The organism is Litchfieldella anticariensis FP35 = DSM 16096, from assembly GCF_000409775.1.
In the GTDB taxonomy this organism is placed as follows: Bacteria; Pseudomonadota; Gammaproteobacteria; order Pseudomonadales; family Halomonadaceae; genus Litchfieldella; species Litchfieldella anticariensis.
Genome location: NZ_KE332392.1, coordinates 456,970 through 480,248, shown reverse-complemented (window position 1 = coordinate 480,248; position 23,279 = coordinate 456,970). Strand labels below are relative to the sequence as shown.

Genomic DNA, 23,279 nt, shown 5'->3' with positions numbered 1-23,279 from the left:
CTCCGCTACGTGACGTCAACGAACCATGCCGATCACCCGCTCGAGAGCATCGACAAAGATGTCGATCTCCTCTGGAGTGTTGTAGGCAGCAAAGGACGCCCGACAGGTGGCATCAACGCCGAAGTGGTTCAACAGAGGCTGAGCGCAGTGATGGCCGGTACGGATCGCCACACCCAACTGGTCGATCAGCAGACCGATGTCCTGGGAATGGGCACCGTCGACCACAAAGGAGATCACGCCGGCCTTGTGCGGTGCCGTGCCGAGGATACGTAGCCCATCGATGCGTGAAAGCGCTTCAGTGGCATGTGTCAGCAACTGCTGTTCCCAAGCACCAATCAGTTCCAGCCCAATGCCGGATACCCACTCCAGTGCCTTGCCGAGTGCGATCACTTCGGCAACCGCCGGTGTACCGGCCTCGAATCGGTGAGGAATGTCGGCGAATGACGTCCCGGCATCGAAGGACACCGTCTTGATCATCTCGCCCCCCCCTTGCCAGGGTGGCATCGCCTCGAGCAGCGCCGCCTTGCCATATAGAGCACCGGCGCCTGTGGGGCCATAGACCTTGTGGCCGGAGAAGGCATAGAAGTCGGCATCGATAGCCTGCACATCAATCGGTTCGTGAGGCGCTGCCTGCGCGCCGTCGATCAGGATCAGCGCGCCATGCTCATGCGCGATGGCAGCCAGCTCCTGCACCGGATTAATGGTGCCGAAGGCATTGGACACATGATTGACCGCCACCAGACGTGTGCGCTCGGTGAACAGGTCACGATAGGCTTCCAGCTCCAGCACGCCACGCTCATCCACCGGGATCACCTTGATCACGATACCCAATTGCTCGGCGAGCAACTGCCAGGGGACGATGTTGGAATGGTGTTCCATTAACGACACCAGTACCTCGTCGCCGGCCTTGAGGTTGGCACGTCCCCAGGCATTGGCCACCAGGTTGATGGCTTCGGTGGTGCCACGAGTGAAGATGATCTCACGCCGCTCACGGGCATTGAGGAAGACCCGTACCGTTTCGCGCACCCTCTCGTAGGCCGCCGTCGCCTCGTCGGCAAGGGTATGCAAGCCACGATGAATGTTGGCGTTGTAGCGTCCGTAGTAATCGTCGAAAGTGGCGATCACCTGCCGAGGTGTCTGGCTAGTGGCGGCATTATCCAGATACACCAACGGCTTGCCATGAACTTCCCGCTCGAGGATCGGGAAATCGGCACGAACCTTTACCACATCCAGGGTCAGTTCCTTGAGGGCTGTCATGATCATTCCTCCCCAAGGGCCACTGCGGCCTCGACCAACCCAGCCAGGTTGAAACGTTCGGGTAGCTTACCTGCCACCGCCAGTTCGACTCGTTCAGCCACGGCGTCGAGCTTGACCACCTCCATCACCTCGCCAGCAAAGGCCAGGGTCAGCAGGCCTCGAGCCGTCTGCTCATCGATGCCACGGGTGCGCAAGGCGTAGACGGCTTCCTCATCGAGCTGGCCGGTAGTCGCCCCATGCGAGCACTTGACATCGTCGGCATAGATCTCGAGTTCCGGCTTGGTATCGATCTCGGCGCGATCGGAAAGCAACAGATTGGCGTTGTTCTGATGCGCCTCGATCTTCTGACTGTCGCGCTTGACGATGACCTTGCCATTGAATACCCCATGCGCACGGTCATCGAGAATGCCCTTGTAGTTCTCCTGCGAAAAGGTGTGGGGCGCATTGTGATTGACCAGAGTATGGTTATCGACGTGCTGGCGTCCCTGAGCAAAAAACAGCCCGTAATACTGAGCCTCGGCACCCTCGGCGTTGAGGTCGGCGACGATATCGTTTCTCACCAGCCCGCCACCCAAGTTGAGGTTGAACGAGGTGAAACGGCTATCGCGTCCTTGATCGACATGTAGGCTGGCAATATGCAGATCACCCAGTGGCGCTTCCTGTAACTTGTAGTGAGTCAGGATGGCACCACGCGCAAGCAGGGCTTCCGACACCACATTGGTGAAATTGGCCGCTTCCGCTTCTCCCACATAGTGTTCGAGCACGGTGGCCTCGCTACGAGCCCCAGCTTCGATCAGTACGCGCGGATGACTCATCACCGGCCGTTCGTGGGCCCGCGAAAGGAACTGAATGATGATCGGCTTTTCCACCACTGTCCCGGGGGCGAAGCGGATCACCGCTCCCTCCTCGGCGAAGGCAGTATTCAGGGCGCTGAAAGGCGAGAAATCAACCCCGGCAAGACGCCCTAACACCGCCCCAACCGCTTCATGATTGGTTTCCAGAGCTTGCGACAGTGGTTCTATGATCACACCCTTCGGCAATTCGGAAAGATCCGACAATGGCGCGGAAAAAATCCCGTCGACGAACGTCAGTCGTAGTGCCTCGAGGGGTAGTGTCAGCGCCGCGGCAGACGCCCTGGAGAATTCCGCATCGGTTGCCAGAGCGAAGTCACCACGCGCGATGGCACGCACATCGGTGTACTTCCAGGCCTCATTGCGCTTGGTCGGGAAACCCACCGCCTCGAAACGCGCACTCGCTGCCTGCCGGCGAGCAGCGACCCAGGTCGGCTCAGCAACGTCACGCGCCGACTCGCGAGCTTTCAGGGCGTCGAGAAAGGTCTGCTCTTCGCTCATGCGGCGGATTCCTCCACAAGCCAGTCGTAACCCCGAGACTCCAGTTCCAGCGCCAGGTCCTTGTCACCGCTCTTGACGATACGGCCATCGACCAGCACATGCACGACGTCCGGCTCGACATGGTCGAGAAGGCGCTGATAGTGGGTCACGATCAAGATGCCACGCTCAGGGTCGCGCAATGAATTGACCCCTTGCGCCACCACCTTCATGGCATCGATATCGAGCCCGGAGTCAATCTCATCCAGCATCGCCAGCTTGGGCTGCAGCACCAGCATCTGCAGGATCTCGTTGCGCTTCTTCTCGCCGCCCGAGAAACCCTCGTTGACGGCGCGTTGCAGGAAGCTGGAATCCATTTTCATGAAGTTGATCTTCTCCTTGACCAGCTTCATGAATTCCGGTGCCGGAATCTCGCCCTCGCCTCGGGCCACTCGCTGGGCATTGAGTGCTGCCTTGAGAAGATAGATGTTCTTCACACCGGGGATCTCCACCGGGTACTGGAAACCCAGCAGCAACCCAGCCTGGGCGCGCTCCTCGATCTCCATCTCCAGCACGTCGCGACCTTCGAAGGTAATCGAACCGCTGGTCACTTCGTAGCCATCCTTACCGGCAATCACTGCCGAGAGGGTCGACTTGCCTGCTCCATTGGGTCCCATGATGGCGTGGACTTCACCGGCATTGACCGTCAGCGAAAGGCCCTTGAGGATTTCGCTGCCTTCCACCGTGACGTGCAGATCCTTGACTTCGAGCATATTGATACCTTTGATTCTGACGAGCCGCCGCAGCGACCCCTGAAAATTTGATCTTTATCGAACCAGCCTCTGACGCCGTACGGGCGTCGCGCAGCCGTTCCCTCAACCCACGGCGCCTTCCAGTGTCACATTCAGCAGCGCTTCGGCTTCAACGGCAAACTCCATCGGCAACTCCTGGAATACGTCCTTGCAGAAGCCGTTGACGATCATGTTGACAGCGTCCTCCTCGGAGATACCGCGGCTCTGGCAGTAGAACAACTGGTCTTCACCGATCTTGGAGGTCGTCGCCTCATGCTCGACGGTGGCAGTGCTGTTGCCGATCTCTTGATAGGGAAAGGTATGTGCACCGCACTGGTCACCGATCAGCAGCGAGTCGCATTGGGTAAAGTTGCGTGCATTCTTTGCCCGCGGGCCGATCTTCACCAAGCCACGATAAGACTGGTTGGCACGACCGGCGGAAATGCCCTTGGAGACGATGGTCGAGCGGGTGTTCTCACCGATATGGATCATCTTGGTCCCGGTATCGGCCTGTTGACGGTTGTTTGTCACCGCCACGGAGTAGAATTCGCCGACACTGTCCTTACCGCGCAACACGCAGGATGGGTACTTCCAGGTGATCGCCGAACCGGTTTCGACCTGGGTCCAACTGATCCGCGAGCGATCGCCACGGCAATCGCCGCGCTTGGTAACGAAATTGTAGATACCGCCCTTGCCATCTTCGTCGCCCGGATACCAGTTCTGTACCGTGGAGTACTTGATATAGGCATCTTCCAGCGCCACCAACTCGACCACCGCAGCGTGCAACTGGTTCTCGTCGCGCATCGGAGCGGTGCAGCCTTCCAGATAGGACACTTGGGCCTGTTTCTCGCAGATGATCAAGGTGCGCTCGAACTGGCCGGTGTTGGCGGCATTGATGCGGAAGTAAGTGGACAGCTCCATGGGACAGGTCACGCCCTCGGGCACGAACACGAAAGAACCATCGGTGAATACCGCCGAGTTGAGCGCGGCAAAATAGTTATCGCCCTTGGGTACCACAGTACCCATATATTGCTTGACCAGCTCCGGATAGTTGCGGATTGCCTCGGAGATCGAACAGAAGATGACCCCCGCCTCGGACAACTTCTCCTTGAAAGTGGTGGTCACCGATACCGAGTCGAATACCGCGTCTACTGCTACGCCAGCAAGTGCCGCTCGCTCATGCAGAGGGATCCCCAACTTCTCATAGGTCTCGAGCAGCTTGGGGTCGACCTCATCAAGGCTCTGGGGTCTATCCTCGGGCTTCTTGGGCGCGCTGTAATAGGAGATCGCCTGATAATCAATGGGCGGATAATCGAGGTGCGCCCAGGACGGCGACGTCATCTTCAGCCACTGGCGATAGGCATCTAACCGCCATTCGAGCATCCACTCCGGCTCGCCTTTCTTGTGCGAGATGAAGGCGATGGTGTTCTCGTCCAGGCCGGGCGGCATGGTATCGCTTTCGATGTCGGTCACGAAGCCCTGCTTGTATTCGCGACGGACAAGCTGTTCCATTTCCTGACTTGCCATTGGTATCTCCCCCTCCCGGGCGGTTTCGATCGAGCCTTGCTCGGGTGATGTCGTTCAGATGTCGCTGGAAGCGGCCAGCGTCACGGTCTGTATGGGTAATTGCACCGGCAGTTTTATCGGCGTGGTCTGCGCAAGATGCGCCAACGTCACGCTGTCGAGCAGAGTACGCACCGCCAACGACACACGCTGCCAGTTGTCAGCCACACCGCAGGTGGCAACCAGTTCGCACTCACCATCGGCATGGCTGCACTCGGTCATCGCTACCGGCCCTTCAATGGCAGTGATGATGTCACTGGCAGTGATCTGTGATGCCGGACGTGCGAGCCGATAACCACCCTGGGCACCACGCTGTGACTCGAGCAAACCGGCACGCACCAACATCTTGAGTGTCTTGCTGACTGTGGGGTGCGGCAGCTGGACGGCCTCCGCCAGCTCCGTTGCGGCATGTGGTTGCTCGGGATGGCGGGCGATCTGGGCCATCACCACCGCGGCATAATCGGTCAACCGAGACATCTTCAACATGCCGGCACAACCCCCACTATGTGCATTGTCTACCTTGCATTTCAATTGGGGACCATTTTAGTCCTGTATAAAGACGATGTGAAGAGGGCAACCCTCTTCTCGGCAAGTGGGGCAAGGATACCGGCATGATCGACACCGTTCGCACCAAAAACAGCAATCATTCCCATTTGAAAAGATTATCGCTTGTCCTCCTAGATGGATGAAAATGCAGGGAAAATCCCCAAAGGGCCGCACAAGACAGCCAAGAAATCCTAAATCACATAAAAAACAATTACTTATAACTTATTGACAAGGAATTTGTTGCCAATTGGCAACAAGGTAACTCCCTGTTTTGTCAACAATCTTGGGTCGATCAGCAAAAGTGTCTCTTCATGGCGACACAAAACCGACTCTGGCAACCCACAGTGCTTTATCTCCATCGCTGATCCATAGCAACAAAACACTGTTTTCAAATAAAAAAGCCTATTGCCGGCATGGTATTGGCATAGACCTTGGTGTTAGTGGATGCCAATGGACACCTCTATCGCCGTGACGTGACGGTCGCCTATGCCAGGCGTCCGACATGTTGCGGGCGATCAATGAGCAAGGAGCCCCATAATGCGGATCACAATTTTTGGCTCAGGCTATGTAGGCCTGGTGACTGGAGCCTGCCTCGCCGATGTTGGCCATGATGTCATCTGCGTCGATGTCGACAGCGACAAGATCGCGCGACTCAAGAACGGCCAGGTACCCATTCATGAGCCGGGCCTGGAGACGCTGATTCAGCATAATCTCGCAGAAGGTCGTCTGCGCTTCACCACCGATGCCGCAGCGGCCGTGGACTTCGGCTTACTTCAGTTCATCGCGGTAGGAACACCTCCCGACGAGGATGGTAGTGCCGATCTGCAATATGTTCTCAACGTGGCACGCACCATCGGCATGAACATGAAGGACTACAAGATCGTCATCAACAAGTCGACCGTTCCCGTCGGTACGGCGGACAAGGTGCAAGCTGCAATTGCTGAAACCCTGGCGGGACGAGGTGCGGAACTGGCGTTCGATGTCTGCTCGAACCCTGAGTTCCTCAAGGAAGGCGCGGCCATCGAAGACTTCTCCAAGGGGTCTCGCGTGGTGGTTGGCACGGACTCCGAGCGCGTCAAGCGCGCCATGCGGGAATGCTATGCCCCTTACAGTCGCCTGCAGGACAAACTGATCTTCATGGACGTGCGCAGCGCCGAACTCACCAAGTACGCCGCCAATGCCATGTTGGCCACCAAGATCAGCTTCATCAACGAGATCGCTCATTTGGCAGAGCGTATGGGAGCTGATATAGAGCAAGTGCGCCATGGTATCGGCAGCGATCCACGTATCGGGTACCACTTCATCTACCCTGGCTGTGGCTATGGGGGCTCATGCTTTCCCAAGGATGTTCAGGCCCTGTCGCGTACAGCACGAAGCCTTGGTCATGAGTCGGCGCTGCTCGAAGCGGTGGAAACGGTCAACCATCGTCAAAAAGGGCAACTCTTCAACAAAGTATCCAACGCCTTCGACCATGACCTGAAGGGCAAGACCATCGCCATCTGGGGGTTGGCCTTCAAGCCTAATACCGACGACATGCGCGAAGCACCCAGTCGCACATTGATGGAAGCATTGTGGGAAGCCGGTGCCAAGGTTCAGGCCTACGACCCTGAGGCCAGTGACGAATGCCATCGTATCTATGGCCAACGGGATGACCTGAGACTCTGTCAACATCGTAACGAAGCACTGGAAGGCGCCGATGCCTTGGTGATTTGCACCGAGTGGAAAGCATTTCGTGCCATGGACTTCGAGGCCCTGCGTGAGACCCTGGCATCGCCTGTGCTGGTCGACGGTCGCAACCTGTTCGATCCCGATATCGTCAAGGCGGCCGGCCTTCGCTACTACGCCGTGGGCCGTGGGGATTCCGTGCACCTTTCCGTTATGGCCTAGGGGTCGTCTGTCATGGCACATTCGATACCCAAACCCTCCGTCGCCAGTTGGGCGACGGAGTTCACCACCCTACTCCTAGGGCTAGCTCTGTTGGTCGTGCTACTCGCCGAGCTGCCCAAGGATATCTTTTCGCCCAATTCACAGCGCTTCTTCTTCGTCATCGGCATCATCGGAATCTGGCGCTATTCGTGGTGGTTCGTTCAGGCACTGCGCTCGGTTTGGTACAACCGGCGGGTCTTTCCCCAACTGCGGGCCGAAGCCGACGCAGTAGGAGCGATAGAGCGCCCAGACGCTCTCTATGTGCTGTGCACCTCCTATCGCATCGAACCCGAAATCAGCTTTGCCGTCTACGATGCCCTCGTGCGTGAAGCCCAGGACTATGGCGCACCGACGACGATTTTCGCCGCCATCTCGGATCGCACCGATGTCGATGTGATCGAGCATGTCCTGGATCATAACGGTTGGCCGGACAACATCGAGATCCGCTACATGTTCCAACGCGGCGACGGCAAGCGCTCAGCCATGGCGGAAGTCCTACGTGCCGTCTCACGCTGCATGCCTACACGGAATTCGCTGCTGGTATCGATGGATGGCGACATACGTCTGGAACCCGGAACGTTGGAAAAGTCCTTATCGTTCTTCATGAGCGACAGCGAGTTGGGGGCCCTGACCACCAACAACAACGCCATCGTGACTGGCGACGACGCCACCAAGGAGTGGTACGACCTACGTTACGCTCAGCGCCATTTGGTGATGAGCTCGATGTCACTTTCCAACCGCCTGCTGGTATTGACCGGACGCTACAGTGCCTTCCGCGCTGACTTGGCGACAACACCGAGCTTCATCGAGTTGGTTGAAAATGACCACGTAGAGCACTGGCGCTTCGGCAATTTCAAGTTTCTTTCCGGTGACGACAAATCGACCTGGTACTGGCTGCTCCAACGCGGCTGGAGGATGCGCTACATCCCGGATGTGTACGTTTCCGGCTTCGAGGAACTGCCCGATCGCAAGCGTTTCTTCAAATCGACCATCGAGCTAATGCGCCGCTGGTACGGCAACATGCTGCGGACCAGCGATCGTGCGATCAAGCTGGGACCACGCCCTATGGGGATGTTCACCTGGTGGAGCCTGGTCGACCAGCGTCTTTCGATGTGGACCACCTTGGTTGGGCCTACGGTAGCAGTGCTCGTGACCTTGTTCGTCCGGCCTTCGTTCATTTTCGCCTATCTGCTGTGGATCCTGTTCACACGCAGTATCGCCACTCTTGTCCTGGCCTGGCAGCGGGGTCGTTTCAGTCTGCTGTGGATTCCCTTGATCTACTACAACCAGGTCGGTGGTGCGCTGCTCAAATCCTATGTGAGCTTTCGTTTCAATCGTCAAAAATGGTCGCGTCAAGGTATTTCCACCGGAGAACCCGACGACCCCCAGGCCGCTCGCCGCCAGCGGCTGATGGGACATTTCATCCATGGCATCTATTTCAGCGTCATGGCATTCGTGTTGATCATCACGACAGGCGTGCTTTTGCCGCCTGACGTGGTCTCCCTGACCGTCCTGACGGACTGGGGAATACTCCCCCATTGACGCCGCCCACAGTCACTCATTCAAGGAGAAGCTGACTCATGTCTGATCATTATTCCGACACCGATGGCGTCAGTCGTACCGAACCCACGTTGGGAAGTCGACGGCGCCCCCTGGGAAGCGACTCCGACGCTGCTAGTGCCACTGGCAATGAACGCGAGCGCCGACAACAGCAAACGACACCGGCTACCGACACGCATTCCGAGGTGGCCCGGCCCACCGATGACAAGCTGGCCCATGAGCGCCGGGACGAACGCCGTCATGTACGCGTTTCCCCGCCCTTCCACGTCAAAATCGATGATGGAAGCATACTGACCGGGGCTAACCTTTCCCTAGGGGGCTTTGCCCTCTACAGCAACGCGCCATTGCAGCCCGGTAGCGCGGTTTCAGCCTCACTGCTGCTGGAAGCCGGAGCGGCCGAACTCAACGTACCGCTCGAAGCCCGTTGTGTGCGCTGTGAACCGGCGGAAGATGGCCGCACGTTCAAACTGGCGTTCCAGATCACCTCCATTGAAGCGCCGCAGCGCGAGTTGCTGCGCCGCGTGATCCGCGCCTACCTTAGCGGCCAGCACGCCAGTATCGAGAATCTGATCGGCAGCGAGGACCCCCAGACGCCCCGCAAGCGCAGTACTGCGAGCCGTCAACTACCCGCCACTTCCCGGCCTCCCAAGCCGTGGGGACGTTATGCCGCGTTGTTCGCCGCTGCCGGCGTGCTGGTGCTGGTCTCGGCGGCGACGATATATCGCAACTTCATGCTCATCGAGCCCAGCTTCGCGGCGGTCACCGCCCCGCGTATCGATATTCGCGCACCAGGGGCTGGGATTCTGGAGGAGCATGAGTTGGAAGCCGGCGACCGCGTCGAGCGCGATCAATACCTGACTTCGGTTCACAACAGTGACCTGCAATCCGATCTGATCCTGGCGGAGGCATCATTCCGCTACAACAACCAGTTGATCAAGAACTTGCAACAGACGCTGGAAACCGGGGGAACCGAGCAAGTCAGTCTGGTCAACTCGACCCAACCCGCCAGCGGCGACACAGTGAATTTCGAAACGGCCTCGCCGGAAATCGCACGAGCGCGTATCGACCAGTTCGAAACTGCCCGCGACTATGAAAGCTCACGTGTCAGCGCACTCAAGGCGCGCATGTCGATGAACGAAATAGCCAGCCCCTGCGACTGCCTGGTGGCCTGGGCATTGAGTAGCGCCAGCGGCACCTATATCAACGAGAGCGAACGCATCATGACGTTGATACGCACGGAGGAGGATGACGTGCTGGTCGAAGCGTTGGTGCATATGCGCGACATTGCCCGCATCGAACCTGACCAGACGGCTTATATCGCCCTCCCCTACGCTTCGGAGCCCATTCGCGCTCAAGTGCGCAACGTGGCACTGGATATCGAACGACAACCACGTGCCGGTTTCCCTCGCTGGGTACGCCAGCAGGAAAACGTCGCCAGCGTCTTGCTGGTGCCGGAAACCCCCTTGCCTGCGGAAAGCGTAGGCCAGCCGGTCGACGTGCGCTTCGCCGAAACGCCGATGCTGAGCGCAACCTCGGAGTGGATATGGCAAGGAACTCGCGCTGTGATCCAGTTCGTCGATCGCATCTATCGGGCCGCCTTGGGCGACGACCCGCAGCAAGAGGCGGGCTGAACACCAGTGTCTTTATAGCGACCAAAGGAGGTCATGATGCCCGGACAACATCCCAAGACATCACCTAGCCGTCACACTACCGCCGCTGCCTTGTTGGCAGCCACGACCGTAACAGCCATGACTGCCCCCTTGGCGCTAGCCGAAGACGTGGAGAATGGTGACTTGGGTATTCCACAGGTAACGCCCTGTTCCGAGCGCTATCCATTGATCGCCAGTCCCGTTCCGGCCCTGGATAGCGACACGCCACAGGATGCCGTTCGTCAAGGCTTCGGCACCCAAAGCGACTGGGGAACCGAGGATAACGTGGAAATCCTCTCATCCGACGCCACAGGACTCGGCGAACCCGGCATGCGAGTGCTGTATCCGGAAGGAACGTCGTCTCCCAGCGATACCGAGGAAGGCGGTGCTGGCTTCTATTCCAAGGCGCCCCCCAGTGATCGCGCCTGCTTGCAATACAAAGTGCGTTTCGAGCCAGGTTTCGATTTCGTCAAGGGCGGCAAGCTACCCGGCCTTTATGGCGGTGAAGCCCCCAGTGGTGGAACCGAAGCCGATGGTGAGAATGGCTTCTCGATGCGCTTCATGTGGCGCGAGGGCGGCCAAGGCGAACTCTACGAATACGTGGTCAATACCGATGAGGACTATGGAGCCTCAATAGGCCGGGGGCTGTGGCATTTCCCGACGGGGCAGTGGGTCACCATCGAACAGGAGATCATTCTCAATACCCCCGATCAGGAAGACGGCGTGGCTCGCGTCTGGATCGACGGCCGGCCGATTCTCGAACAGCAAGGCATCGTCTATCGCACGACAGAGAACGTCGCGATCGACGGCTTGATGTTCTCCACTTTCTTCGGTGGCGACGGAGAGGATTGGCGAACGCCCAGGGACCAGACCATCGATTTCGCCGCCTTCCGGTTCTATGCACCGGCCCAATGACGACTAGCGGATTAACCGCATGATTTCAGTAGAAAGGCGATCTCCCATGCATTTGTTACGTGCTTTCTCATTAGAGGCCATTTGGCGGCTGAGCCTATCGGCAAGCTTGGCCTGCCTGCTTGCCGGTGCATCGTCGACATCTGCCATGACCTTGGAGGAACGGGAAGCACTGGACCTTTCCGAGTATACGGTCACAGCGCCGGATGCCTCCTATATCGATGTCGACGAACGCAGGGCATTACTGCGCGGCACCAACAACTCCCTCCTGTTGCAAGAACAGGATCAACTGAAACAAGGGCCGAGTTGTAAACAAATGCTGGCCATTCCTCCCATCACCACTCGACTGCGTATCCCGGGCTACTACCCCAGCCCAGAGGAATGGGAGCTTGCCTCGGAGCCTCTATTCCAGTTCGAGGACACCGTGTCCCAACTCGCCGGCGCCTATATCGCTAGCGACGATATCTATTACGCCGAATGCCTGGTTACCTTTCTTGATTACTGGGCCAGAAACGATGCCCTGATGAACTTCTTTTACGATCCCAGCCAGCCCCAAGCCTGGTTCGCTACCGAATCGATGATCTTCGCTGCGGCCATGGCCTATTCCCTGATTCGCCCCGACATCGAGGGCATGCAGGAAGAACGCAAACGCATCGAAGACTGGCTTAGTCGCCTCTCACACAAGCATGTCGCCATTCCCGGTCTGGAAAACAATAGCTGCTGCAATAACCATTTCTACCGTCGAGCTCTCTACGCGAGCATGGTAGGCGTCCTCACGGAAGATGATGAATTGTTCCAATTCGGTGTCAGTGCCATCTACTCAGCACTGCACGACATGACCAAGGCAGGCGCCTTCCCTCTCGAAGTGAAGCGTGGGCGTCGTGCCACGCACTACCAGAACTATGCCCTGCTGTACTTGATTACCAACATGCAAGTCATTGCCCGCCAGGGCTACGACATTTTCAATTTACAGATCAATGGACACACCATTCACGACGCCGTCGATTTCGCCATGAGTATTCTCGAGAACCCTATCAATCTCGGTGACATGGCACCCCTCGAGCAATACACAGGATTTCTAAAGGACGAACAGTATTTCTCATGGATGGAGATCTATCAGTCGCGCTTCCACGACCCGCGAGTCGCCGACTTCCTGGAAACGGTCCGTCCGGTCTACAACCGCAGTGCCGGCGGCTACATGACGCTGTATTTCATGGATCCCGAGGCACAACAACATATCGTCATGGATGAGGAGAAACAGGAAACGGCAGCATTCAAGGGTATCTCCGCGAACTGATGAAAGGTGACGACCTCGATCCAACACCAGAGACCCCATTTCAATTGATCCAAGGCAACCCCATGAACACACCGAAAACCGAGATCCCCACCCTATCTTCTGGGTCATGCCGAAGGTGGTTGATGACCACTGCGCTGCTACTCTCGCTCGGCGGCTGCGTTACCGGGGGACAATCCGGGCAACCCGGTGGCCAGCATGCCACAGCACCTGTCCCACCCCAGTATCAGGCGTGGTTTGCTGAAGGCATGGCTCCCGACACAGATTGGGATAGTGTGAATAGAGCCCAGCAGGCCATCGAAGCCGGCAACTATGCACAAGCCATCGAACAGCTGGAATCGCTGATGGCATGGGGCAACCAAAATCCTCCCGCCTACTATGAAATGGCCAAGCTCTACGAGAAAGGTCAGGGGGTCGAGCGCAATACCCGCGAAGCAGCGAAGCTTTACGCCGAAGCCATCAGCCAACCCTCCTCGATCCGCGGGAATGCCTCCATGAACCTGGCCAAGCTATTTCGGGAAGGCGACGGCGTGGAACGCAACGACGTGCTGGCCTATCACCTGCTTCGTCAGGCAATCGACGAGCAGGTCGGTCGCGATGCCAAGCTGATGCTCGCCGACCTGTTGGCGACCGGAGGTAACAACGTCAATGCTGACCCGAAATTGGCTGCCAGCCTCTACCAACAGGCTGCACAACAGGGACACAAACGCGCTTGGCTCGAACTCGCCAAAGCTCACCAACCGGGCGGTTGGCTGGAGGAAGACCCTGCGCGCTCTCAGAACTACGCACAGCGGTACGCCACGGTCATAGAACAGCAGGCCACCGCCGGCGATGTGGATGCCATGATAGATCTGGGACAGCTCTATGCAGAGGATGGCTTACTCGGACCTCAACCGGAACGCCAGTTGCACTGGCTACTGCGGGCCGCCGAAAGGGGCAACACCTCAGCATTAGTCAACGCCGGGCAAGCCCTGCTAAGTTCCAATGACCCGCAACGTGGCCTCAATATGCTGGAACAGGCCTCCCAGAACGGCAATGTCGACGCCATGGCCCTGCTAGGCAAGGCCCTGCTGGGCGAAGGCAATGTGAGCCCCGATCCAGTCCGAGCCGAACAGTGGCTGCAACAGGCTGTCTCTCAGGGTTCCGCCGATGCAATGACAACTTTAGGGCGCGCCTATCTGGATAGCGAATCGCTTCTTCCCACCACTCCTCAGCGCGGCATCGCCCTGCTCGAACAAGCCGCCCAGCGAAATGATGCCTTGGCGCTAGCGGCACTAGGCGAGGTTTACCTCAGTGGTGAGCACGTCCCGACCCAACCTCTGCTAGCCGTCGACTATTTGCAGCGTGGCCATGAGCTCGGTCACCCGTATGCCACGGCCCAGCTCGGTAGCGTCTATCTCAATGGCCGAGGTATTGCGCCCGACCCGGTGCGTGCTGTCGAACTGCTCAGTGAGGCGGCTAACCAAGGGCAAACATCGGCCATGCGCGAGCTTGGCGCAGCCTATCTCGAAGGTAAGGTGCTGGACTTCGAGCCGACACAAGCTGAAGAATTGCTCCAAGCCGCAGCGGATGCGGGCGATACCACCGCCATGACCACACTAGGTGAGGCCTATCTCTCAGGCCCACTGCGCGAACAGCGACCCGCTCAAGGGCGAGCGTTGCTCGAAGAAGCCGCTCGCCAGGGCGACAGCTATGCCATGGTGGTGTTAGGGCGCGCCTTCCGCGAGGGTACTGGCGTTCCTCAGGATCTCCACGAGTCGGTGCTCTGGCTGGAAATGGCCAAACAGGCCGGCCACCCCTCCGCCTATGAAGCCTTGACGCAAACCCAGCGTGAGCAAGGGGCACGCGGCGATATCCATGCCTTGATCGAGGCTGCCGAGGATGGCGATCCCGGTGCCATGGCGGATCTTGGCCGCGCTTTCCTCGATGGAAACGGCGTTGAGCGTGATTCGGAACAGGCTAGAGTCTGGTTGGAGCGTGCCCACAATGCCGGACACCCCGGCGCCGCTGCCAGCCTTGGGCGACTATATCTCGATGGTCCCAACCCAGCCCAAGGGGTCGACTATCTCGAAGCCGCAGCGGCCCAAGGCCATCCCGGTGCAATGGCCGACCTGGGCGAGATACTGATCGAAGGCAACCTGACCGCGCCAGACCCTGAACGCGGTATCGCTCTGCTGCAGCAAGCCGCTGCCAGTGGTCATGAAGGCGCACGATTGGCACTGGGTGAGGAATATCTGACGGGCGAGCATGTCGAGCAGAACAAGGAACAGGGGCTCGAATATCTGCGTGGCGCCGCCGAGGCTGGCAATCCACATGCTGCTCACATGCTCGGCCAAGCCTATCAGGAAGGGAACGGTGTTCCCCAGGACGCCGAACAGGCCGAACGTTGGTTCAACGTAGCCATTGAATCCGGCAACTTGTCGTCCCGAGCCAACTTGGGGCGGGCTCTGCTACGTGGCGAAGGGGCCATCTCCCAAGATATCGAACGCGGCCACCAACTGTTGCGTGAAGCTGCCGATCAAGGCGATGCCAGTGCCCAGGCGACGCTTGGTCGCGAGTACGTGCGTGGCGAGATCCTGGAGCAGGACCGCCAACAAGGGGCTGAATATCTCTTCCAGGCTGCCATCCAGGGGCACCCCAGCGCTCGCCTGGCACTCGCCGAAGCCTATCTGTCGGCCAATGGCCTACCAGGTGCCAATCGCGAGCAAGCACTGTTGTGGTTGGATGATGTCATCCAGGGCGAAAGCCAACTCGCTCTCCAAACCTTGCGGCAGTTGCTTACTGACGATAGTGCGGCGGAAGCCGCCAGTGAAGCGGAGGCAGTGCCTCCCAGCTCATGAGGTGGAAGGCCGACGACTGGAAACACACGAGCCGGCGTTCAGCCGGCTCGTATGTTTGTGAGGAACCCAATCACTTGTCGAACGGATTGCGCAAGACGATGGTTTCGATGCGGTCCGGGCCAGTAGAAATGATATCGATCGACGTTCCCACTTGTTCCTCGAGGAAACTGATATAGGAACGGGCATTGGCCGGCAGGTCTTCGACACGTTTGACCCCCAGGGTAGATTCGCGCCAGCCGGGCAAGTCTTGATAGACCGGCTCGATGGCTTCGTATCCTTCGGAATCCACTGGGGTATCGAGTACTTCACCATCCTTGCTGCGATAACCGACACAGACACGGATGTTTTCCAAACCATCGAGTACGTCGAGCTTGGTCAAACACAAGCCCGAAACCGAGTTGATCTGCACCGCATGGCGCAAGGCCACAGCGTCGAACCAGCCACAGCGGCGTGGGCGACCGGTAGTGGCGCCGAACTCGTGTCCTCGCTCGGCAAGATGACGGCCGAACTCGTCGAACAGTTCAGTGGGAAATGGGCCGGAACCGACACGAGTGGTATAGGCCTTCGTGATACCCAAGACATAATCGAGATACAGCGGCCCGACACCAGAACCGGTTGCCGTGCCACCAGCCGTGGTATTGGAGCTGGTGACGAAGGGATAGGTACCGTGATCGATGTCCAGCAGCGAGCCCTGCGCACCCTCGAAGAGGATGTTCTCGCCGGCCTTGCGCAAATCATGTACCAGACTGACGGTATCGCAGACCATGGGGCGCAGTTCCTCGGCCATTTCCATGGCTTCGTCGAGTATCTGCTGGAAATCCACTGGCGACTCGCCATGATACTGGGTCAGCACGAAATTGTGGTAATCGAGCACCTCGCCGAGCTTGGAAGCGAATCGCTCGCGATGCAGCAGGTCACCCAGACGCAAGCCACGACGTGCGACCTTGTCCTCGTAGGCCGGACCAATGCCTCGACCGGTGGTACCGATCTTGGCTACGCCCCTGGCCTTCTCACGCGCCTGATCGAGGCGCACATGATAGGCAAGAATCAGTGGGCAAGCGGGAGACAGACGGAGCCGTTCGCGCACTGGCACCCCTTTGGCTTCCAGCTCATGAATCTCCTTGATCAGGGCTTCCGGCGACAATACTACGCCGTTACCGATGACGCAGGTCTTGTCAGCACGCAGGATGCCGGAGGGGATCAGGTGTAGGACGGTCTTTTCACCGTCGATGACCAAGGTATGGCCGGCATTGTGCCCTCCCTGAAAGCGCACCACGGCCGCGGCCGATTCCGTAAGCAGGTCGACGACCTTGCCCTTGCCCTCATCACCCCACTGGGTACCCAGTACGACTACGTTCTTGCCCATTGGTCTCGTCTCTTGCGTCAGCGCTGCATATATTGATCGTCGCTCGTGACAGTTCCGTCACGCATGTCATTTCCGCGAGGCTTGACCGCCTCTTTCCATTTACTCCAGGGGTACCACACGCCACTGCCCCCCCCGATGAATGAGGTGGCGATTGCAGCGGTGTTCTTTCGGGCCAGTATGTTGTCCCGGCAGGGCTTGTACCACCCGTTCTCCGGCATTGCGCAATGCAGTCACCGTTTCGGCCAGTTCCGGCGCTTCATCACAAGGCGCCCAAACCCCATCGCAAGGTGGCTCCTGTATCGATAACGAAGCCAGCAGCTTGAGATCCATGGAAAAGCCGGTGGCCGGCCGGGCACGCCCAAAGGCCCGTCCGGTATCATCGTAGCGCCCCCCCTTGGCCAGTGCCTGTCCATAGCCCGGCACATAGGCAGCGAACATCATCCCAGTGTGATACTGATAGCCCCGCAATTCAGCCAAATCGTAATAGAGCTCGACCTCTGGGTGGGCAGTCGCCACACCAGCGCTCAACGCCTCCAACTGATCCAAGGCGGCCTTCACTGCAGAAGGGGCTTCGGCAAAGGCCTCGCGCGCCTTCGTCAATACATCAGACCCACCATGCAGCTCGACCAGAGCGAGGAACATCTCGGCGAGTGCCGGATCCTGCACGCCTTCTGCGACTCGCAACGCCAGTTCGCTGGGAGACTTCAACTCCAAGGCATCGAAAATCGCCCGTTCCTGGTCGGGATCGAGATCGGCAGCCTGCACCAGACTACGATAGATGCCAATCTGCCCCAGTGCCAAGTGGACTTCCTGGGCGCCAGCGACCATCAGGCTTGAAAGAGCCAGATGCAGGATCTCCAAGTCGGCCTGCTGACCAGCATGACCAAACAGTTCGACTCCCACCTGAACTGGGCTGCGCCCCCCCTGATACTGGTCAGCCTTGGCACGCAATACGTTCGTACAGTAGCAAAGACGCACCGGCCCCTGACGCTTCAGCGAGTGGGCATCCATACGTGCCACCTGCGGTGTCACATCGGCACTAACACCCATCATGCGGCCGGTCAACTGATCGGTCAGCTTGAATGTCTGCAGATCGAGATCGGTACCGGTACCGGTCAGCAGCGAATCGAGAAATTCCACCGGCGGCGGCATGACCTGGTCATACCCCCAGCGGTGGTAATGGTCGAGCAGCGCCCTGCGCAGTTCTTCCATGCGCGCCGCCAGGGGCGGTAGCACTTCGTCCATACCGTCGGGAAGCAGCCAGCGGTCAGCGATGGTCATATTTCCTCCACAAAAAAACCGGGCCACGCCCGGTTGATGGAGTTTATCACGTTTGGCCCCGGGATGAACCCCGGGGCCGGAACGAGCGGTCTCCTATTGGGCCTGGGCCTCAGTTCCCCCTCTCGTCAATACATCAGGGCTCTTCAGATAGCGGAAGAAGTCACTGGAAGGCTCCAATATCAGCATATTGCCATCACCCGAGAAGCTCTCACGATAGGCATTCAGACTACGGTAGAAGGAGAAGAACTCCGTGTCTTGCTGATAGGCTTCGGAATAGATGGCTGCCGCCTCGGCATCCCCTTCACCGCGCAAGGTCTCCGCACGTTCGCCCGCCTGCGCCAACAGCACTTGACGACGACGATCGGCATTGGCGCGAATGCGTTCGGCTTCTTCTTGCCCTTGAGCCCGCCACTCGCGAGCTTCGCGCTCACGTTCGGAACGCATGCGATCATATACCGCCTGGGAGACGTCCTGCGGCAAATCGATCTGCTTGACGCGGATATCGAGGATCGAGACACCCAGTTCATCGCGTAGCAGGCTATCCAGCCCTTCCGTCGGACCAGACATCAGCTCATCACGACGCTCGGAAATGATCTGCTGCAAGTTCAACCGCCCGAACTCGTTACGCAGGCTTTCGTCGACACGCGGCTGGATCAGGCGCACTGCCATCATCTCGTCGCCTGCCGTCGCCTCGTAATAGCGTGTCGGATCGGTCACCTGCCATTGAACGAAGGAGTCGACTATCACCGCTTTCTGCTCCAACGTCAGATAACGGCTAGGATCGGTATCCAGGGTCAACACTCGGGTGTCGAACTTGCGAACCGTTTGGGTGACGGGAATCTTGAAATGCAACCCCGGCTGGATGTTCTCCTCGATGACCTCACCAAAGCGTAATTTCACGGCACGCTCGGTCTCGTCGACGATGTAAAGGCTGTTACTGGCCAACCAGGCAGCTGCGGCGAGCCCCCCGACGATGAGCAAGGAACGATTGTTGATCATTAACGACCCTCCCGGCGGATACCGCTGCTGCCTTGTTGTTGCTGACTACGCGTGCGTTCGAGCACACGAGGGTCAAGACTCTCGTCAGACGAGACATTCCCCTCGCTCTGATCGCGGCCACCGGAGCCGGAACGCAACTGATCCAACGGCAGATACATCAAGGGGCTGTTCTCGCTGACATCGACCAGGACTTTGTTGGTCTCACCCAGTACCTCACTGATGGCATCGATATACAGGCGCTCGCGCATGATCATGGGCGAATTCCGGTACTCGGACAGCAGGGAGTTGAAACGGTTGACCTGCCCCTGAGCCTCTGCAACTACCGATTCTCGATAGCCTTGCCCTTGTTCGATCAAGCGTTGAGCCTGCCCCTGAGCCGTCGGAATAACGGCGTTGGCATAGGCCATGGCTTCGTTGATGGTGCGCTGACGATCCTCACGGGCTCGAATCACATCGTCGAAAGCATCGATGACGGCATCCGGTGCCGACGTCGACTCGATGTTGATGGTCTGCAGACGGATACCCGTGCCATAGCTGTCCAGATAGGACTGCAAACGGCTGGACACGGTGCTACCCAGGATTTCACGTCCTGAGGTCAGGATCTCGATCATGTCGGTACCACCGACCACATGGCGTAGAGCCGAGTCCAATGCATTCTCGATGGAAAGCTGAGGATTGCGCACGTTGAGCACGAAGTCACGCGGGTTGGCAACCTGATACTGAGCCGATATTTCGACCTCGACGATGTTCTCATCGCGGGTCAGCATCGACTGAGTCTGCGTCAACGAGCGCACTTGGGTCACATTGACCATGCGCACATCATCGATCAGCGGCGGATTCCAGTGTAACCCTGGCGTGACGATCTGCTGGAATTTACCAAATCGCAGCACTACACCTCGCTCCGACTGATCAACCAGGTAGAAACCGGAAGCCGCCCAGATTGCCAGTACCACAATGATCAGCAGCCCAGGCAAAGCGAAGGTATTGCGACGGCCACCACCTCCTTTGCCACCGCCGCCACCGCGCTTGCCACGGCCACCGCCGAGCATGCGGTTCAGCTTGTCCTGAAATTTCTTCAGCGCTTCGTCAAGGTCGGGGGGGCCTCCTTGGTTACCACCACCCCCACTACCGCCGCTTCCGCCGCGTCGGCCACCTCCACTCCAGGGGTCGTGCTGATTGCCACCACCAGGCTCATTCCAAGCCATACGTCGTCTCCACTATGCAGTAAACCTTGGCGTCGATGACGTAGGCTACACGTCATCGGGCGCCATGACATCGGTTGCAATGATTCTTCTACCAACGTTGTGGCCACTTAATTCCTTGGGCTCACTCCCACACCGGCCGCTCCTGATATTCAGGTGGCAGATAATCGTTGGCATTTTCACCCAAGCGCGCCATGAGTTGCAGGAAGTCCCGCCGGGGTAGGCGGATATCCAGCAGCGTCCTGCCGCGTTCGTCGAAGGTTTCCTCGCGTACAGCACCCAACTCGTGCAGACTGGCCCGCAGGCGCCCTTGAGAGGGGGCAAGCGATACCTGCGTATCGACCACGTCTTCCGCCAGGCATTCCGACAATGCCTGGGACAACAGTTCAAGCCCCAACCCGCGCTGTGCGGAAACCCACACCACTTCAGGACGGCCATCGCCGTCGCGCTCGATGCGTGGTGCGCTATCCAGCAGGTCGATCTTGTTCATGACCCGCAGGGTAGGCACGTCCTCGGCGCCAATCTCCTCGAGTACCGCTTGCACCTGCGCCACGTTGAGATCGCGGTCGGAATCGGCAGCATCGATCACGTGGACCAGTAAACTGGCTTCGGAGGCTTCCTGCAACGTAGCCTGGAAGGCTTCCACCAACTTGTGCGGTAGATGGCGGATGAAGCCGACGGTATCTGCCAGCACTACCGGCCCGACGTCGTCGATGTCCAAGCGCCGCAGCGTGGGATCCAGCGTCGCAAAGAGCTGATCGGCCGCATACACCTCGGACTTGGTCAAGGCATTGAACAGTGTGGACTTGCCGGCGTTGGTATAGCCAACCAGCGAAACACTGGGAATTTCCGCTCTAGCTCGCGCACGGCGATTCTGGCTCCGCTGACGGCGCACCTTGTCGAGTCGTTTGTGGATTGACTTGATACGTGCACGTAGCAAGCGGCGGTCGGTTTCGAGCTGAGTCTCCCCAGGACCGCGCAAGCCGATCCCCCCTTTCTGCCGCTCGAGGTGGGTCCATCCGCGTACCAGACGTGTGGACATATACTCGAGTTGCGCCAACTCGACCTGCAGCTTCCCCTCATGAGTACGTGCCCGTTGGGCAAAGATGTCCAGAATCAAGCCGGTGCGATCCAACACCCGGCACTTGAGTGCACGTTCGAGGTTTCGCTCCTGCGACGGACTCAGGGCATGGTTGAAGATCACCAGTTCGGCATGATGGATAGCCAACAGCTCTTGCAGCTCTTCTAGCTTGCCACTACCGATGAAGGTGCGAGAATCGGGCCGTTGCCGGCTACCCTGCAACAGGGTGGCCGGCTCGGCACCGGCGGAACGTACCAATTCCAGGAATTCTCCCGGATCTTCTCGTTCCTGTTCGTCCTGAAAATCGACATGGACGAGTACCGCCGTTTCACCGGCGTCGGGTCGTTCAAAAAACAATCACTACCTCGCGATCAACTTTCCTGCACTGCCGCAGGGTCCTGGGCCGGCAAACGCACGTTACGCGACGGCACCACTGTCGAGATAGCGTGCTTGTATACCATCTGACTCACGGTATTGCGCAGCAGGATGACGAATTGATCGAAGGATTCGATCTGCCCCTGCAACTTGATGCCGTTGACCAGGAAAATGGATACAGGAATGCGCTCCTTGCGCAAGATGTTCAGATACGGGTCTTGAAGGGACTGCCCTTTGGACATTTTGCTCTCCCTAACTGTCTCTTAGCTTGATGTTTTTTCTGCCAATCGAGTGGCACATGGTTTGTCAACGGCTCGACTGTCCCGCCAAGCGGAGTGAGTATCTTACGCTAAGTGCCACATTGGCGCACGATTTTCAGGATTTCATCGAGAGCATCGCTACGCTGGGCATCGACCCACGTCAAATTCGGCCAACCGCGCAGCCACGTTAGTTGGCGCTTGGCCAGTTGGCGTGTCGCCGCGATTCCCTTGTAACGCAACATGGTAGCGTCGTAACGGCCTTCGAGATATTCCCATGCCTGGCGATAACCCACACACTTCATCGATGGCAACCCCAGATGCAAATCACCGCGTTCTCGCAACGAGACTACCTCATCAATGAAGCCGTTTTCGAGCATGCGTTCGAAGCGTTCGGCGATACGCTCATGCAACCACTCCCGCTCGGCGGGTGCCACCCCTATCGACAGTGTACGCCATGGAAAGGTTTCAGGGCGCTGCGCTTGCCATAGCTCACTCATGGGTCGCCCACTGACCCGATAGACCTCAAGAGCCCGCAGCAGGCGTTGTGGATCGTTGGGGTGAATCCGCGCTGCCGAAGCGGGATCTACCTGGGTCAGTTCATCATGCAGCGCACCAAGCCCATGTCGCCGAACCTGAAACTCGAGTTCCGCACGTACCGAAGCGTCAGCTGCCGGGAGATTGGCCACCCCATCGACCAGACGCTTGTAATACATCATGGTACCCCCAACCAAGAGAGGAACCCGTCCCGCTGCGGTGATTTGTCGCATCTCATGCAGTGCGTCCTGACGGAAGTCCGCCGCTGAATAGATCTCTGCAGGATCGCGAATGTCGATCAGGCGATGAGGAGCACGAGCAAGCTCCTCGGGGTGGGGTTTGGCGGTGCCGATATCCATGCCACGATAAATCAGCGCCGAGTCGACACTGATCAATTCGCACCCCAGACGTTCATGCAACGCGATCGCCAGATCGGTCTTGCCGGCGGCCGTGGGGCCCATCAACAGAATCGCCAGTGGTCGCGCGTCAGCCATCGACATCCTCACTCACCGATC

18 protein-coding genes are annotated in these 23,279 nt (G+C 58.5%); 6 read left to right on the top strand and 12 right to left on the bottom strand.

What is annotated here, in order from left to right:
• Positions 1 to 15: 15 nt before the first annotated feature.
• The 5 genes from L861_RS17740 to L861_RS17720 all read right to left on the bottom strand — a co-directional run bounded on the left by L861_RS17740 (position 16) and on the right by L861_RS17720 (position 5,425).
• Positions 16 to 1,257 (bottom strand): cysteine desulfurase, encoded by a 1,242-nt coding sequence (locus tag L861_RS17740; RefSeq protein ID WP_016418024.1) that lies wholly within the window; start codon positions 1,255 to 1,257, stop codon positions 16 to 18.
• Between the two features lie 2 nt (positions 1,258 to 1,259).
• Entirely contained in the window at positions 1,260 to 2,609 is a 1,350-nt protein-coding gene (gene sufD / locus L861_RS17735; protein ID WP_016418023.1) for a Fe-S cluster assembly protein SufD, read from the bottom strand.
• Positions 2,606 to 3,358, bottom strand: a complete 753-nt coding sequence (gene sufC / locus L861_RS17730) for a Fe-S cluster assembly ATPase SufC (protein WP_016418022.1) — start codon at positions 3,356 to 3,358, stop codon at positions 2,606 to 2,608. Before sufC ends, sufD begins: the two co-directional genes overlap by 4 nt.
• Before the next feature lie 102 nt (positions 3,359 to 3,460).
• Positions 3,461 to 4,903: a Fe-S cluster assembly protein SufB gene (sufB, locus tag L861_RS17725; RefSeq protein WP_016418021.1), complete on the bottom strand. Its 1,443-nt coding sequence runs from the start codon at positions 4,901 to 4,903 to the stop codon at positions 3,461 to 3,463.
• A gap of 54 nt (positions 4,904 to 4,957) precedes the next feature.
• Positions 4,958 to 5,425, bottom strand: a complete 468-nt coding sequence (locus tag L861_RS17720; protein ID WP_016418020.1) for an SUF system Fe-S cluster assembly regulator — start codon at positions 5,423 to 5,425, stop codon at positions 4,958 to 4,960.
• 597 nt (positions 5,426 to 6,022) lie between these two features.
• On the opposite strand from L861_RS17720, the gene L861_RS17715 reads away from it, so the two are divergent.
• The 6 genes from L861_RS17715 to L861_RS17690 all read left to right on the top strand — a co-directional run bounded on the left by L861_RS17715 (position 6,023) and on the right by L861_RS17690 (position 15,666).
• On the top strand, positions 6,023 to 7,372 hold the full coding sequence (locus tag L861_RS17715) for a UDP-glucose dehydrogenase family protein (RefSeq protein WP_016418019.1): 1,350 nt from the start codon (positions 6,023 to 6,025) through the stop codon (positions 7,370 to 7,372).
• Between the two features lie 12 nt (positions 7,373 to 7,384).
• Entirely contained in the window at positions 7,385 to 8,953 is a 1,569-nt protein-coding gene (locus tag L861_RS17710; RefSeq protein WP_016418018.1) for a glycosyltransferase, read from the top strand.
• A 38-nt stretch (positions 8,954 to 8,991) separates the two neighbouring features.
• Positions 8,992 to 10,602 carry a PilZ domain-containing protein gene (locus L861_RS17705; RefSeq protein ID WP_016418017.1) on the top strand — a complete coding sequence of 537 codons (1,611 nt, stop codon included), beginning with the start codon at positions 8,992 to 8,994 and terminating at the stop codon, positions 10,600 to 10,602.
• Between the two features lie 33 nt (positions 10,603 to 10,635).
• The gene (locus L861_RS17700) at positions 10,636 to 11,535 is read left to right on the top strand and encodes a polysaccharide lyase (protein ID WP_201766428.1); all 900 of its coding nucleotides are present in this window, start codon (positions 10,636 to 10,638) and stop codon (positions 11,533 to 11,535) included.
• Between the two features lie 46 nt (positions 11,536 to 11,581).
• Positions 11,582 to 12,829 (top strand): alginate lyase family protein, encoded by a 1,248-nt coding sequence (locus L861_RS17695; RefSeq protein WP_016418015.1) that lies wholly within the window; start codon positions 11,582 to 11,584, stop codon positions 12,827 to 12,829.
• A gap of 122 nt (positions 12,830 to 12,951) precedes the next feature.
• Positions 12,952 to 15,666, top strand: coding sequence for a tetratricopeptide repeat protein (locus L861_RS17690; protein ID WP_016418014.1), 2,715 nt, complete (start codon positions 12,952 to 12,954; stop codon positions 15,664 to 15,666).
• Positions 15,667 to 15,736: 70 nt separating this feature from the next.
• On the opposite strand, the gene L861_RS17685 is transcribed toward L861_RS17690, so the two are convergent.
• From L861_RS17685 to miaA, 7 genes are all read right to left on the bottom strand, one after another.
• Positions 15,737 to 17,032 (bottom strand): adenylosuccinate synthase, encoded by a 1,296-nt coding sequence (locus L861_RS17685; protein WP_016418013.1) that lies wholly within the window; start codon positions 17,030 to 17,032, stop codon positions 15,737 to 15,739.
• Between the two features lie 99 nt (positions 17,033 to 17,131).
• Positions 17,132 to 18,313, bottom strand: a complete 1,182-nt coding sequence (locus L861_RS17680) for an ATP phosphoribosyltransferase regulatory subunit (protein ID WP_016418012.1) — start codon at positions 18,311 to 18,313, stop codon at positions 17,132 to 17,134.
• A gap of 93 nt (positions 18,314 to 18,406) precedes the next feature.
• Positions 18,407 to 19,312, bottom strand: a complete 906-nt coding sequence (hflC, locus tag L861_RS17675) for a protease modulator HflC (protein ID WP_016418011.1) — start codon at positions 19,310 to 19,312, stop codon at positions 18,407 to 18,409.
• Positions 19,312 to 20,517, bottom strand: coding sequence for an FtsH protease activity modulator HflK (hflK, locus tag L861_RS17670; protein ID WP_016418010.1), 1,206 nt, complete (start codon positions 20,515 to 20,517; stop codon positions 19,312 to 19,314). Before hflK ends, hflC begins: the two co-directional genes overlap by 1 nt.
• A gap of 121 nt (positions 20,518 to 20,638) precedes the next feature.
• Positions 20,639 to 21,952, bottom strand: a complete 1,314-nt coding sequence (gene hflX, locus L861_RS17665; protein ID WP_016418009.1) for a ribosome rescue GTPase HflX — start codon at positions 21,950 to 21,952, stop codon at positions 20,639 to 20,641.
• Positions 21,953 to 21,966: 14 nt separating this feature from the next.
• Positions 21,967 to 22,212: an RNA chaperone Hfq gene (gene hfq / locus L861_RS17660; RefSeq protein ID WP_016418008.1), complete on the bottom strand. Its 246-nt coding sequence runs from the start codon at positions 22,210 to 22,212 to the stop codon at positions 21,967 to 21,969.
• A gap of 107 nt (positions 22,213 to 22,319) precedes the next feature.
• Complete coding sequence (gene miaA, locus L861_RS17655) at positions 22,320 to 23,258, bottom strand: tRNA (adenosine(37)-N6)-dimethylallyltransferase MiaA (RefSeq protein WP_016418007.1); 939 nt, start codon at positions 23,256 to 23,258, stop codon at positions 22,320 to 22,322.
• Between the last annotated feature and the right edge of the window lie 21 nt (positions 23,259 to 23,279).